This window comes from Micromonospora sp. DT4 (assembly GCF_049841675.1).
GTDB lineage: Bacteria > Actinomycetota > Actinomycetes > Mycobacteriales > Micromonosporaceae > Micromonospora.
Genome location: NZ_JBNCKT010000071.1, coordinates 1 through 12,658, shown reverse-complemented (window position 1 = coordinate 12,658; position 12,658 = coordinate 1). Strand labels below are relative to the sequence as shown.

The following is a 12,658-nucleotide window of genomic DNA, read 5'->3' as shown; positions in this document are numbered from 1 at the left end:
TTGACAACGCTCACCGAACCGCCGTCTCCTTCCCGTCGCCCCGCTCCGGGGGGACCGCGCGCGGTGTCGACGTACCGGCCCGGCCCGGCTGGCCCCGCCTGAGGCGGCGCGCCACCCCGGTCAGCAGCGGCCGCACGTCCCGCCGGTCGACGAACCAGACCACGACGAGGTACACGACACCGACCAGGACCCCGGACAGCATGCCCTGACCGAGCGCCACGACCGTCGTCGGGGTGCCGCCGTCCAGTCTGTCGAGCCAGCGGCTCAGGCCCAGCCCGGCGAGCGCGGCGAGCAGCCCGGCGAGGACGCCGGCCGCGCCGGCGCGCGCCGCACCGGCCAGCGCCGGCGCACCGGCGGCGCGCCGCACCGCGACGACCAGCAGCACACCGAGCACCACCATGCCCACCGAGTTCGCGGACGTCACGGCGAGCACCCGGTCGGTCAGCGGCAGGAGCCTGCCGAGCAGCAGGACCGCGGCGGGCACCACGAGGAAGCCGACGGCGGTCGCGACCGTCGCCGCACGGGTCTGGCCGCGTGCGTAGAGCGCCCGGGTGAGGATCGCGAAGAGGCCGTAGCCGACCAGGCCCGGGGCGTACCCGATGATCGCCGCGGCGGCGGTCGGCGCGGTGGACGCGGGGAAGAAGAAGTGTCCGACCGGTCCCGCGGCCCCGACCAGGGCGGCCGCACCGAGGCAACTGAACAGCAGCACCGCGCGCACGGCCGGTGCCAGGGTCGCCCGGTAGGAGTCCTCGTCGCCGGCCGAGCGGGCCGCCGCGAGGGTCGGGTAGGCCGCCACGGCCAGGGGCACCGCCAGCACCGCCCACGGCAGCAGGTAGACGGTCTGCGCCAGGTTGTAGACGCCGGGGTTGCTGCGCGCGCCCGCGGTCACCTGGTTCAGGCTGACGATCAGGGCGATCTGCTGCGTGGTGACGGTGACCGCGCCCGCCACCGCCAACGCGCCGACCCGGCCCCGCGCGTCGGCCGGGAACCCGAACCCGGGCCGCAACCCCAGGCGCAGCCGGCGGACCGGGATGAGCAGCGACAGCGACAGCACCACCACGCCCAGCGTGGTGCCGGCGGAGAGCAGCACCTCGCCGCCGTGGCTCACCCCGGCGACCGTGGCGTACCGGCCCTGGGTGGCCGTGAACCCGAGGTAGACGACGATCACCGTGAGGCTGGACAGCAGCGGGGCGAGCACCGGCCAGGCGAACCGGCGGTGCGCCTGGAGCACCCCGGTGAGCACGATGCCGACCCCGTACAGCGGTAGCTGCGGCGCGAAGATCCGCAGCATCCGTACGCCGCTGTGCTGCTGGGCGTCGGTGAGGTGGTGCCCGAGCGAGTCGACCACCGGGCCGGAGAACAGCGCCACGAGCAGCGCGAGCGGCACCAACAGGGCCAGTGTCCAGGTGAGCAGCGCGCCGGTGGTCCGGGCGACAGTCGTACGGTCGCCGGCCTCGACCGCGCCGGCCAGCAGCGGTACGACGAGACTGGCCAGCGCGCCACCGGCGACGATCTCGAAGATGAAGTTCGGCACCGCGTTGGCCACCACGTAGGTGCCGCCGAGGTCGGTGTTCCCGAGGCTCCAGGTGAACACGGCGGTCCGGCCGAAGCCGGCGAGCCGACTCAGCACGGTGAGGACGGCGATGAGCGCGGCTGCCCCGGCCAGCCGGCCGGCGCCGGCGAGGGGTGCCGGTCTGGTCACGTCAGTCGGCGCGTCGGCCCAGTGCGTCGAGCTCCCGCAGGCCCGGGGTCCGTTGGATCACCGCCGTGAAGCTGACCTTCTCGCTGGCGGCGGTGAGCCCGGCCAGCATGGCGAGCAGGCCGGCGCGGCCCAGCGGGCCGCTGCGGGCGGCGAGCGCGACGCCGAGCAGCGCGCCGAGCGCGTTCGCGCCGCTGTCGCCGACCATGACGTCCTCGGACAGGTCGTCGCCGAGCAGGCCGGCGGCGGCGCCGGCGGCACCGGCGGCGATCCCGCCGTGCGGGCCACCCGCCAGCGGCGCGCCCAGCAGCAGCCCGGACTTGATGGCCCGGCCGGGCCGCAGGTCGAGCAGGTTGAGCAGGTTGGCGGTGCCCGCGATCACGCCGGCGCCGAGCAGCACGTCGACGCCCCGGCCGAACGCGCCGTGCCGCTGCCGGCGCGGGTGCGCGGCGACGCGGGGGTCGGCGGCGAGCAGCGCGGCGGCACCCAGGCCGGCCGCGCCCACCCCGACGACCTTGACGAGCCCGGCGGTGACGCGGCCCTCGCGTAGCGCGGCGAGGTGCCCGGCGAAACCCTTGGCCGCCTTCTGCTCCGGGCGCGCCCCGACCACGTCGTCGTAGAGCCCGACACTGCCGGCGCCGAGGCCGGCGACCAGGGCGGCGCCACCGGAGGCGGCGCTGGGGGCGCCGAACACGCCCGCGGCGGTCGCGCCGGCCGCGAGCGCCGGCCCGGCGGCGAGGGTCACGGTCCGGCCCCGGAAGTTGGTGCGTTGCAGCGCCGGACCCACCGGGGCGGTCCGCACCTCGCGCAACGCATACCGGGCAGCGGCAGCGCCGGCGGCGGCGATCAGCAGCCGACCCAGCGTGCTCATGCCGGCACCTCGTCGATTACGGACACGGCGGTACGTCGTTCGCTCACTGGGGCAGTCTAGGCAGCAGGGACGCGGCATTGTCGCCGACGCCGTACTGGCCGGCCTTCTTCTCGGTGAGCTGCTGCACCAGTGCGAGGCTGGTGACCAGTTGACCCTGCACGGTGTTGGCGTTGTCGACGGTCGAGATGGTCTGCGCCAGCACCGGGTCGCCGCGGACCACGGACACCACGTTGTCGCCGGCGGAGCCGTTGCCACCCACCACGATCGCCCCGGTCCGGTCGAACTGCTCGGCGATCTTGACGACCGACTCGTCCCGCTTCTCGGAGTCCTTGTCGACGTACGGCTGGCCGCTGACCACGACGACGGCCTCGGCCGGGCCGGTGACCTTGTTGTTGTCGGTGGTCAGGTAGCCGGCGTTGTTGTACGCGGCGAGCACCGCCCGCCGGTCGGCGTCGCTGACCGGCGCGGTGCCCTGGGCCCGGTCCAGCAGGACGCTGGCCAAGAGCGCGCTGGAGGTCTCCACGCCGTGCCCGTTGCCCGGCAGGCCGGTGGTCTGCGCGGTCGGGCGGGCGGCGGTGACGGCCAGCTCCAGCAGGTTGGAGTTGTTGTCCGGGTTGAGGAACTTGTCCTGCAGGTCGACCCGACCCGTGATGGTGGCGCCGGCGAGCTGGAGCTTCTTGAGCACACCCTCGGTGTGATCGCGCCCGTTCGGCAGGCTGAGCACCACCACCCGGCGTCCGCTGAGGGTGCCCGGCAGGACGACCTGGGACATCTCCTCGGCGAACTCCTCCTCCAGACCGAGCTGCTTCTCCATGTTGGCGACCTGCTGACGCCACTGCTGGTTGTCCTTGCGCAGCCCGGTGACCTGCTGCTTGAGCGAGTCGGCGACCGGGCCGTTGAGGGCGGCGGTGCCGACCACCAGGCCGATCGCCAGAGCCAGGAAGACCGCGGTGAGGGACACCACGTGGTAGCGGAAGTTGATCACGCTTGCAGCCTCTTGATCGCTCGGGAACTAGAAGAGCCGGTACAGCTGGAACACGAAATTGTCCCACCACTCGGCGACCACACCCAGGTACGCCTTCCCGACGGTGGAGACCGCCACCGCCGAGGCCATCGCCGCGATCGCCGACAGCACCAGCAGCAGCAACGACGAGCCGGAGATGCTCTGCCGGTAGAGGCGGCTCACACCCTTGGCGTCGACCAGCTTGCCGCCGACCTTCAACCGGGTCAGGAACGTCGAGGCCATCCCGCCGCGCCCCTTGTCCAGGAATTCGACGAGGGTGGCGTGGGTGCCGACCGCCACGAGGAGGGAGGCGCCCTTCTCGTCGGCCAGCAGCATCGCCAGGTCCTCGCTGGTCGCCGCGGCCGGGAAGGTGATCGCCGGGACGCCGAGACCGTTGACCCGGGGCAGGCCCGGCGCCCGCCCGTCGGGGTAGGCGTGCACGATCACCTCGGCGCCGCAGCGCAGCACGTCGTCGGTGACCGAATCCATGTCCCCGATGATCATGTCGGGGGTGTACCCGGCCTCGACCAGCGCGTCCGCGCCGCCGTCCACGCCGATCAGCACCGGCTTGAACTCCCGGATGTAGGGGCGCAGCACGTCCAGGTCGGCCTTGTAGTCGTAACCGCGCACCACGATGAGGCAGTGCCGGCCCTGGATCTGGGTCTGGATGTCCGGTACGCCGACGCCGTCGAGCAGCAGGTCGCGTTCCTGGCGCAGGTAGTCCATGGTGTTGGCGGCGAACGCCTCCAACTGCACCGACAGCCCCTCTCGGGCGTCGGACATCGCCTTGGCGACCGACTCGGCGTCCTGGAGTGTGCCGTGCGCCACCGGCTCCTCGCCGGCGAACACGGTGTTGCCCTCGATGCGTACCTGGTCGCCCTCGCGGACGCGCTCGAAGACGCCCTCCCCGAGATCGTCCAGAAGCGGGATGCCGGCGGCGATCAACACCTCCGGCCCGAGGTTCGGGTAGCGGCCGGAGACCGACGGTTTGGCGTTGAGCACCGCGGCGACACCAACAGCGACCAACGAGTCGGCCGCCACACGGTCCAGGTCGACGTGGTCGATGACCGCAATGTCACCCGGGCGGAGCCGACCGACCAGGCGTTTCGTCCGGCGATCAAGGCGCGCGGTGCCGAGGACTCTGCCCGGTTCGGCATTCCGGTTCCAGCGCAACGTGGGTAGACGCATCGTGACCATCCTGGCATGTGAGGCAGGCTTTTCTGTCGCGACATGCCTGAGCAGGGCCGCCTACCCAGGGAAGCACACGCCGGCGCGAGCCGGTGTGCTTGCGCCCACAATACGCGGCGTCACAACCGCCTTTCCTTCGCCGCGACGGCCAGAAGCTCCTCGGCGTGAGCGATACCCAGATCCGAATCGGGCAAACCGGCCAGCATCCGGGCCAGTTCCCGGGCGCGTTCGGTGTCCTCCACGACCCGTACGCCACTGGTGGTCACCGCGCCGCCGGTGTCCTTCACCACCACGAGGTGCCGGTCGGCGAACGCGGCCACCTGCGGCAGGTGCGTGACGACCAACACCTGGTGGCTGCGGGCCAGCCGGGCCAGCCGGCGACCGATCTCCACTGCGGCCTGACCGCCCACACCCGCGTCGACCTCGTCGAAGACGAGCGTCGGCGGGCCGCCCGAACCGGCGAAGACCACCTCGATGGCGAGCATCACCCGGGACAGCTCACCGCCGGAGGCGCCGCGCTGCAACGGCAACGACGGCGCGCCCGGGTGGGCCAGCAACCGCAACTCCACCTCGTCGCCGCCGTCGGCCGCGACGCCCACCTCGACGCCGTTGACCGTCAACGTCGGCTCGGCCCGCCCCGCCGGTCGGGGCAGCACCGCCACCTCGATCCGCGCGTGCGGCATCGCCAGACCGGCCAGCTCGACGGTGACCTGGTCGGCGAAGCGGACCGCCGCCTCCTGCCGGGACACCGACACCCGGGCGGCCAGGTCGGCCACCTCGGCGGCCAACCGCTGCCCCTCCCGATCCAACTCGTCGAGCAGATCGTCGGAGGTGTCCAGGTCGGACAGTCGGGTGCGGGCCCGCTCGGCCCAGGCGACGACACCGTCGACGTCGTCGGCGTACTTGCGGGTCAACGTGCGCAGCGCGGCCCGCCGCTCGTAGACGTGCTGTAGGCGGGCCGGGTCCGCGTCGAGCGTCGCCAGGTACGCCGACAGCTCCGCGGAGACGTCGGTGACCAGGGTGGCCGCCTCCTCCAGGCGGGCCGCCAGCTCACCCAGCGCCGGGTCGGTGCCGGCCTGCGCCTCCAGAGTGCGCCGGGCCGTGCCGAGCAGCGACGCCGCGTCCGGCGTCTCGTCGGCCGCGTCCGCGCCACCCGCCACGCACTGCTGGGCCACCTGCGCGGCAGTCCGCAGACCCTCGGCGTGCTCCAGCCGTTGCGCCTCGGTCTTGAGCTCGTCGTCCTCGCCGGGCTGCGGGTCGACGCGGGTGATCTCGTCGAGGCCGAGCCGCAGCAGGTCGGCCTCCTGGTTACGCTCGCGGGCGTTGCGCCGCCGGTCGACCAGGTCGTCGACGACCCGCCGCCAACCGGTGTACGCCTCGCGCAGCGCGTCGAGCAGCTTCTCGTGCGCCGGCCCGGCGAACCGGTCCAGAGCGGCCCGCTGCTCGGCCGGACGCAGCAGCCGCAGCTGGTCGGACTGACCGTGCACGGCCACCGCCTGCTCGCCGACCTCGCCGAGCATCGACACGGGCATGCTCCGGCCACCCAGGTGGGCCCGCGAGCGACCCTCCACGGTCACCGTACGGCTCAGCAGCAGCGAGCCGTCCTCGTCGGGCTCGCCACCGGCGTCGCCGATCCGGGCGTGCACCGTGTCGGCGACGCGCCCGGAGAGACGCAGCCGCCCCTCGACCACCGCCCGGCCCGGCTGGGCACGCACCCGCCCGGCGTCGGCCCGGCCGCCGAAGAGCAGGCCGAGGCCGGTGACCACCATCGTCTTGCCGGCACCGGTCTCGCCGGTGATGACGTTCATCCCGCCGGCCAACGGCAGGGTGGTGTCCTCGATGACGCCGAGTCCGGTGATGCGCAGCTCTTCCAGCACAGCACCCGACAGTAGACGCGAGGGCCGACAGTTGACCAGCCGACGGGCCCCATGACCGGGTCCCGGTGCGGCCCGCACCTCGCCGACGTACACGCAGCGGCGACATGTCGTCAGGTGGACAACCGCCGGAAACCGACGGTGTGTGCCACCGTCACCGGCGGCTGCCCCGCCACCCGTGCACCGGCAGACCGAACTTGGCGACCAGCCGGTCGGTGAACGGACGGGCGCGGAGCCGGACGATGCGCACCGGCAGGGCGCCTCGACGCACCGTCACCCGGGCGCCGGGCGGCAGGTCGTAAACCCGCCGGCCGTCGCAGGCGAGCACGGCAAGGGTGGTGAACGGGTCGACGGTGATGACGAACGTCGACGTGGGTGCGGTGACCAGGGGCCGGCTGAACAGCGCGTGCGCGCTGATCGGCACCAGCAACAGGGCCTCCACCTCCGGCCAGACCACCGGACCGCCGCCGGAGAACGCGTACGCGGTGGAGCCGGTGGGGGTGGCGCAGACCACGCCGTCGCAGCCGTAGCGGGACAGCGGGCGGCCGTCCACGTCGACGAGGAGTTCGAGCATCTGCGCCCGTTCGCCCTTCTCGACGCTGATCTCGTTGAGCGCCCAGGACTCGATGGTCGGACCACCGTCGAACTCGGCTGTGACGTCGAGCGTGAGCCGCTCGTGCACGGTGTAGTTGCGGTCGACGACGTCCCGGACCGCGTGGTCCAGGTCGTTGATCTCCGCCTCGGCGAGGAAGCCCACCTTGCCGAGGTTGATGCCGAGCAGCGGCGCCTTCGCCGGGCGGGCCAGCTCGGCCGCGCGCAGGAAGGTGCCGTCCCCACCGAGCGCGAAGACGATCTCGGCGCCCTCGGCGGCCTCCAGGCCGGTGACCGGAACCGTCCCCGGCAGGTCCAGGTCCTCGGCCTCCTCGGCGACCACCCGCACCTCGAAGCCCGCGGCGATGAGGTCGGCGGCGACCGACCGGGCGTGCTCGGTGCTGCGTCGACGGCCGGTGTGGGTCACCAGCAGCGCCGTGCGGCTCATCGGATCGGCCGCCCGTCCGCCGTCGGACGGCACGCCGCCGCACCGGCACGTCCGCGTGCCGTCGTGCGCCGCTCGCTGTACGCGTTCACCCTGCGACCTCCTCCGTCGCCACGCCCGGCACGGCGCCGGCCGTCGTCGGACCGTCCGGCACGTCGCCGGCCGTCGTCGGACCGCCCGGCCCGGCGTCCACCACGGCCCGCACCCGCTGCGGGTCGGCCGCCGGAGCGCCCCGGCGCAACCATACGAAGAACTCGACGTTGCCGCTGGGCCCCGGCAGCGGGCTGGCCGCCACGTCCGCCAACCCGAGGCCGAGCTGGGCCGCCGCAGCGGCCACGTCGAGCACCGCCTCGGCACGCAGCGCCGGGTCGCGGACCACGCCGCCGGCCCCGACGCGCTCCTTGCCCACCTCGAACTGCGGCTTCACCATCAGCGCCAGGTCGCCGTCGTCACGGGTGCAGCCGGCCAACGCCGGCAGCACCAACCGCAACGAGATGAACGACAGGTCGGCCACCGTCAGGTCGACCGGCCCGCCGATCGCATCCGCGACGAGGGTACGGACGTTGGTGCGTTCCAGGACCCGGACGCGCTCGTCGGTGCGCAGGGACCAGGCGAGCTGCCCGTAGCCGACGTCCACGGCCACCACCTCGGCGGCGTCGGCGCGCAGCAGCACGTCGGTGAAGCCCCCGGTCGAGGCGCCCGCGTCCAGGCAGCGCCGTCCGGCGACGCGCAGCCCTGCGGGGCCGAACGCGGCCAACGCCCCGGCGAGCTTGTGCCCGCCCCGGGAGACGTACTCCTCGGTCGGATCGGCGCCGGTGACCAGCAGCGGGTCGGCGGGGTCGACCATCGCGGCGGCCTTGCGCGCGGGCACTCCGCGCAGCTGGACCCGGCCGGCCTCGACCAGCGCGGCGGCTTGCTCACGCGAGCGGGCCAGCCCGCGACGGACGAGTTCGGCGTCCAGCCGGTTGCGACGTGCCATGGATGTTTCTCCGGTCTGTCGGGCGTGGTCGCCCTGTTCAGGTCTGGTCGATGGTGGCGAGGGTTTCGCGCAGCGTCTCGTAGGCCGCCTCGTACTGCGCTATCTGGTCGGCCGGTGCGAGCGCCGCCGCGTTGTCCATGGCCCGCACGGCCGCGTCGACCGCCGGGTGACCGGCCGCGTCGTCGGCGATGACCGCCGGATCGGGCGGCGGGGCCGGGCGGGCGGGCGCAGGGGGGCTGGGCCGGGCCGCGAACGAGCCGGGCGGCGGGCCGGGCCGGAAGCCTCCGGGCAGGCCGGGACGCGTGCCCTCGCTCACGACTCACCGTCCGGGCGGCGCTTGCGGACGGCCTTCTTCGCCGGCATCACCGCCGGAGTCGGGGTGTCGTCCTGCGTGACCGGCGTCGGAGCGTCGTCGCCGGTCCGGCTGATCGTCGCGGGCGGCTTCCTGGCGATGGCCTTCTTCGCGACGGCCTTCTTGGCGATCGCCTTCTTCGCGACGGGCGCGGCGGCCTTCTTGGCAACGGGCGCTCCGGCGGGACCGTCCGACGGCACCAGGCCACCGCCGGGCTGCACCGCGCTGGTCGGATCGGGCTGCGGCGCGGGCCGCCCGCTGGGCTCGGTCGGCTTCGGGGTGGAGCCGGCTGCCGGGCCGCCGGCCGGCTGCGCGGCGGCCGGCTCGGTGGCGCGCGCCTCGCGCAGTTGCCGTTCCAGGTCGCGTACCCGCCGGGTCAGCTCGGCCACCTCGTCGGCCGTCGCCAGACCGACCGCGCCGAGGGCCCGGTCGACCTCGAAGCGGACCAGCTTGGTCAACGCCTCCCGGTTGGCGGCGCTGGTGCTGACCAACTCCTCGCCGAGCGCCTGCAACTGGGCCGCGGTCGCACCGCCCGTGCCGACGAGACGACGCACCGCGTCCTGGGCCTTCTTCCGGGGCGCCTCCGCCAGGCCCAGGGCCAGTTCGAGGTAGGCGCGCCACGCGTCCTGCATGCCTTGGTCCTTCCATGGGCGGGGTCTGCAGGTGTCACGCTACCGGGCACCCCGGACTGTCCTGTGCGGTACGGTGCCGGGGACGACGTGGCGATCGGCGAGGGGGGCATGTGGCCAGCGTGGACGAGTGCCGGCAGGCGTTGCAGGAGCTGGCCGCCAGGTTGGACCGCAACGCCGAGACGGTCCGTGAGCGCATCGACCTGGAGCGCACCCTGGCCTGCCGGATCACCGACCTGGACACGGCTTTCCACGGGCGGATCAGCGGTGGCCGACTGGTCGAGCTGGCCGACGGCGACGACCCTAAGGCCAAGATCGCGTTGAGCACGTCCAGCGACGACCTTCTCGCCCTGGTCCGCGGCGACCTCGATGTCACCAGGGCGGTCACCTCCCGCCGGGTGTCGATCAAGGCCAACCCGTTCGATCTGATGAAGCTGCGCAAGCTGCTCTAGCGGGGCGCGCCCCACCAACCCCACACGTCGGCGGCCGGCCTCACCCCTCCGTGCCGGCCGTCACACGTCGGCGGCCGGTCTCACGCGTCAGTGGGCAGCCCGAAGCTCTTCAGGGCGGCGGCCGCGTCCGGGCCCGCCGGGCGGATCGCCGGCAGCGTCGGGGCCGTCCAGGCCGCCGCGCACAGGGCGGCCAGCGCGTCCAGCGCCCCGCCGTCGCCGGCCAGCTCCAGCGTCCCGTCGCGGTCCGTGACGGACCACCCGCCGGCGTCCGTTGGGCCCGGGACCCGCACCGCCGCCGCCGGGTCGAAGAGCCCCGCCAGGTCCCGCGCGACGTACGTGGGCCGCCGCTGTGGCTCGGCCGCGAGCAGCTCGGGTACGCCACTGACACCGGTGAGGACGAGCAGGCTGTCCAGCCCCGCTCGGCGGGCACCCTCGATGTCGGTGTCCAGCCGGTCCCCGACGACCAGGGCTTTCCCGCCGTCGCCGCGCCGGGCGGCGGTCTCGAACAGCGCCGACTCCGGCTTGCCGACGACGAGGTCCGGATCCCGCTCCAACGCGGTCCGCAGCACCGCGACCAGTGACCCGTTGCCCGGCAGCGGGCCACGGGCGCTGGGCAGCGTACGGTCGGTGTTGGTGGCGACCCAGATCGCGCCGGCCCGCACCGCGACCGACGCCTCGGCCAGCTCGGCCCAGCCGACCTGCGGGCCGTAGCCCTGCACCACCGCGGCCGGCTTCTCGTCGGCGCGGCTGACCGGGGTCAGCCCGACCGCGCGCAGCTCGGCGCGCAGCGCCTCCGCACCGACCACCAGCACCGGCGCGCCCGTCGGCAGCCGGTCCCGCAGCAGCTCGGCCGCCGCCGCCGCGGAGGTGAGGACCTCCTCCGGCCGCGCCGGCACACCCATCCCCGTCAGCAGGTCGGCGACGTCGCTGGAGCGGCGTGAGGCGTTGTTGGTCGCGTACGCCACCGTCCGCCCCTCGGCGTGCAGCCGAGCCACCGCGTCGACGGCGCCGGGAATCGGCCGGTCGATCAGGTAGATCACCCCGTCCAGGTCGAAGACGACCAGGCCGTACCCGTCGATCAACCGCTTCCCGGCGTCCAGGCTCACCGCTGCGTCGACTCCGGCTCGTCGCCCCGGGTGGGGGCGGGTCCGTCGCCGCTCACCGCGCCGCCACCGTCGCCGGCGGGCGTGGTTAGGGCACCTTCCGTGTCCGGTTGGCGAACGTCGTCGTCACCGTCGGCGTCCTCGTCGTCGCCATCGGCGTCCTCGTCGTCGCCTGTGGTCAGGTCCGTGTCCGGCTGGGCCGGCACGGAACCAGGCGCACCCGGGCCGGCGGCGATCTCCTCGGTCTCGTCCTCGTCATCACCCTCGATGACGACGCCGTCGAGTTCGAGCAACCGCTCGGCGGCGTCGGTCTCGCCCTCGGTGTCCACGTCGGCGGCGCGGGAGAACCACTCACGGGCCTCCTCACCCCGGCCCACGGCCAGCAGCGCGTCGGCGTACGCATACCGAAGTCGCGCCGTCCACGGCGCCGTCGCCTCGCTGGTGAGGTCGGGCACCTGGAGCATTGCTACCGCGGCGTCCTTCTGGCCAAGATCACCGCGCGCCCCGGCTGCGACGATCAACAGCTCGATCGCGACGGCCTGGTCCAGCTTCTCCTGGTCGGCGCCGCGGAACAGGTCGATGGCCCGTTCCGGCCGGCCAAGGGCCCGCTCACAGTCGGCGAGCACGGCCAGGTGGCTCTGCAGGCCGGTCATCCGGTGGTACGTCCGCAGCTCGGCGATGGCGCTCTGCCACTCCCCCGCGTGGTACGCGGCGAGGCCGACCGCCTCACGGACAGCGGAGATGCGCGACGCGAGCCGCCGGGCCGCCAGCGCGTGCGCCAACGCCTCGGCCGGATCCTCGTCGATCAGCTGACCGGTGGCGACCAGGTGCCGGGCCACGGTCTCGGCGACGGGCTTGTTCAACGAGAGCAGCTCGGCACGGACGTCCTTGTCGAGGTCGGTCGCGACGATGTCGTCCGGCAGCGCCGGGGCCGCGCCGCGCCCACCCTCGGACGGCTCCGAGCCCGCCCCACGCTCGTCGCTGCGGTAGTCGCCCTCGCGACGTGGCCGCTCGTCGGCCCGGAACCCACCGTCACGGTCGCCACCGCGGTAGCCACCCTCACGGCGGTCGCCACCGCGGAAACCGCCCTCACGGGGCGCGCCGCCCTGCCGGCGGTCACCGCCTCGGAAACCACCGTCACGGTCGCCGCCTCGGAAACCGCCCTCGCGCGGCGCGCCCGGACGCGAGCCGCCCTCACGGTCACCGCCACGGAAGCCACCCTCGCGACGGTCGCCGCCCTGGAAACCGCCTTCGCGACGGTCGCCGCCACGGAAACCACCCTCACGCGGCGGACCGGAACGACCACGATCGCCCCCGCCCTGGAAACCGCCCTCACGACGATCACCACCACGGAAACCACCCTCGCGGTCACCGCCACGGAAGCCACCCTCACGGCGGTCGCCGCCCTGGAAACCGCCTTCGCGACGGTCGCCGCCACGGAAACCACCCTCACGCGGCGGACCGGAACGACC

The 12,658-nt window shown here is 74.2% G+C and carries 13 protein-coding genes; 2 read left to right on the top strand and 11 right to left on the bottom strand.

Annotation, left to right across the window (positions count from 1 at the left end; all coding sequences use genetic code 11):
- Window positions 1-10: 10 nt before the first annotated feature.
- From murJ to ACLQ24_RS19560, 9 genes are all read right to left on the bottom strand, one after another.
- The gene (gene murJ, locus ACLQ24_RS19600) at window positions 11-1,702 is read right to left on the bottom strand and encodes a murein biosynthesis integral membrane protein MurJ (RefSeq protein WP_425893165.1); all 1,692 of its coding nucleotides are present in this window, start codon (window positions 1,700-1,702) and stop codon (window positions 11-13) included.
- 1 nt (window position 1,703) lies between these two features.
- A complete protein-coding gene (locus ACLQ24_RS19595; RefSeq protein ID WP_425893164.1) occupies window positions 1,704-2,570 on the bottom strand; it encodes a hypothetical protein in 867 nt (288 codons plus the stop codon).
- Between the two features lie 43 nt (window positions 2,571-2,613).
- A complete protein-coding gene (locus ACLQ24_RS19590; RefSeq protein WP_425893163.1) occupies window positions 2,614-3,555 on the bottom strand; it encodes a copper transporter in 942 nt (313 codons plus the stop codon).
- Between the two features lie 27 nt (window positions 3,556-3,582).
- Entirely contained in the window at window positions 3,583-4,761 is a 1,179-nt protein-coding gene (gene steA / locus ACLQ24_RS19585; RefSeq protein ID WP_425893162.1) for a putative cytokinetic ring protein SteA, read from the bottom strand.
- Window positions 4,762-4,880: 119 nt separating this feature from the next.
- Window positions 4,881-6,638 (bottom strand): DNA repair protein RecN, encoded by a 1,758-nt coding sequence (gene recN / locus ACLQ24_RS19580; RefSeq protein ID WP_425893161.1) that lies wholly within the window; start codon window positions 6,636-6,638, stop codon window positions 4,881-4,883.
- Between the two features lie 151 nt (window positions 6,639-6,789).
- Entirely contained in the window at window positions 6,790-7,674 is an 885-nt protein-coding gene (locus ACLQ24_RS19575; RefSeq protein ID WP_425893179.1) for an NAD kinase, read from the bottom strand.
- A gap of 85 nt (window positions 7,675-7,759) precedes the next feature.
- Window positions 7,760-8,650 (bottom strand): TlyA family RNA methyltransferase, encoded by an 891-nt coding sequence (locus ACLQ24_RS19570; RefSeq protein WP_425893160.1) that lies wholly within the window; start codon window positions 8,648-8,650, stop codon window positions 7,760-7,762.
- A gap of 37 nt (window positions 8,651-8,687) precedes the next feature.
- Complete coding sequence (locus ACLQ24_RS19565) at window positions 8,688-8,966, bottom strand: hypothetical protein (protein WP_425893159.1); 279 nt, start codon at window positions 8,964-8,966, stop codon at window positions 8,688-8,690.
- Window positions 8,963-9,634 carry a hypothetical protein gene (locus ACLQ24_RS19560; RefSeq protein ID WP_425893158.1) on the bottom strand — a complete coding sequence of 224 codons (672 nt, stop codon included), beginning with the start codon at window positions 9,632-9,634 and terminating at the stop codon, window positions 8,963-8,965. The genes ACLQ24_RS19565 and ACLQ24_RS19560 overlap by 4 nt, the downstream gene beginning before the upstream one ends.
- 110 nt (window positions 9,635-9,744) lie before the next feature.
- On the opposite strand from ACLQ24_RS19560, the gene ACLQ24_RS19555 reads away from it, so the two are divergent.
- Entirely contained in the window at window positions 9,745-10,083 is a 339-nt protein-coding gene (locus ACLQ24_RS19555; RefSeq protein WP_422739659.1) for an SCP2 sterol-binding domain-containing protein, read from the top strand.
- Between the two features lie 80 nt (window positions 10,084-10,163).
- Here ACLQ24_RS19555 and ACLQ24_RS19550 read toward each other — a convergent pair whose 3' ends face one another.
- Together ACLQ24_RS19550 and ACLQ24_RS19545 are read right to left on the bottom strand one after the other, a co-directional pair.
- Window positions 10,164-11,189 (bottom strand): HAD-IIA family hydrolase, encoded by a 1,026-nt coding sequence (locus ACLQ24_RS19550; RefSeq protein WP_425893157.1) that lies wholly within the window; start codon window positions 11,187-11,189, stop codon window positions 10,164-10,166.
- Entirely contained in the window at window positions 11,186-12,025 is an 840-nt protein-coding gene (locus tag ACLQ24_RS19545) for a tetratricopeptide repeat protein (protein WP_425893178.1), read from the bottom strand. Before ACLQ24_RS19545 ends, ACLQ24_RS19550 begins: the two co-directional genes overlap by 4 nt.
- On the opposite strand from ACLQ24_RS19545, the gene ACLQ24_RS19540 reads away from it, so the two are divergent.
- On the top strand, window positions 12,014-12,658 hold a 645-nt coding region (locus ACLQ24_RS19540; protein ID WP_425893156.1), incomplete at its 3' end, for a hypothetical protein. The genes ACLQ24_RS19545 and ACLQ24_RS19540 overlap by 12 nt on opposite strands.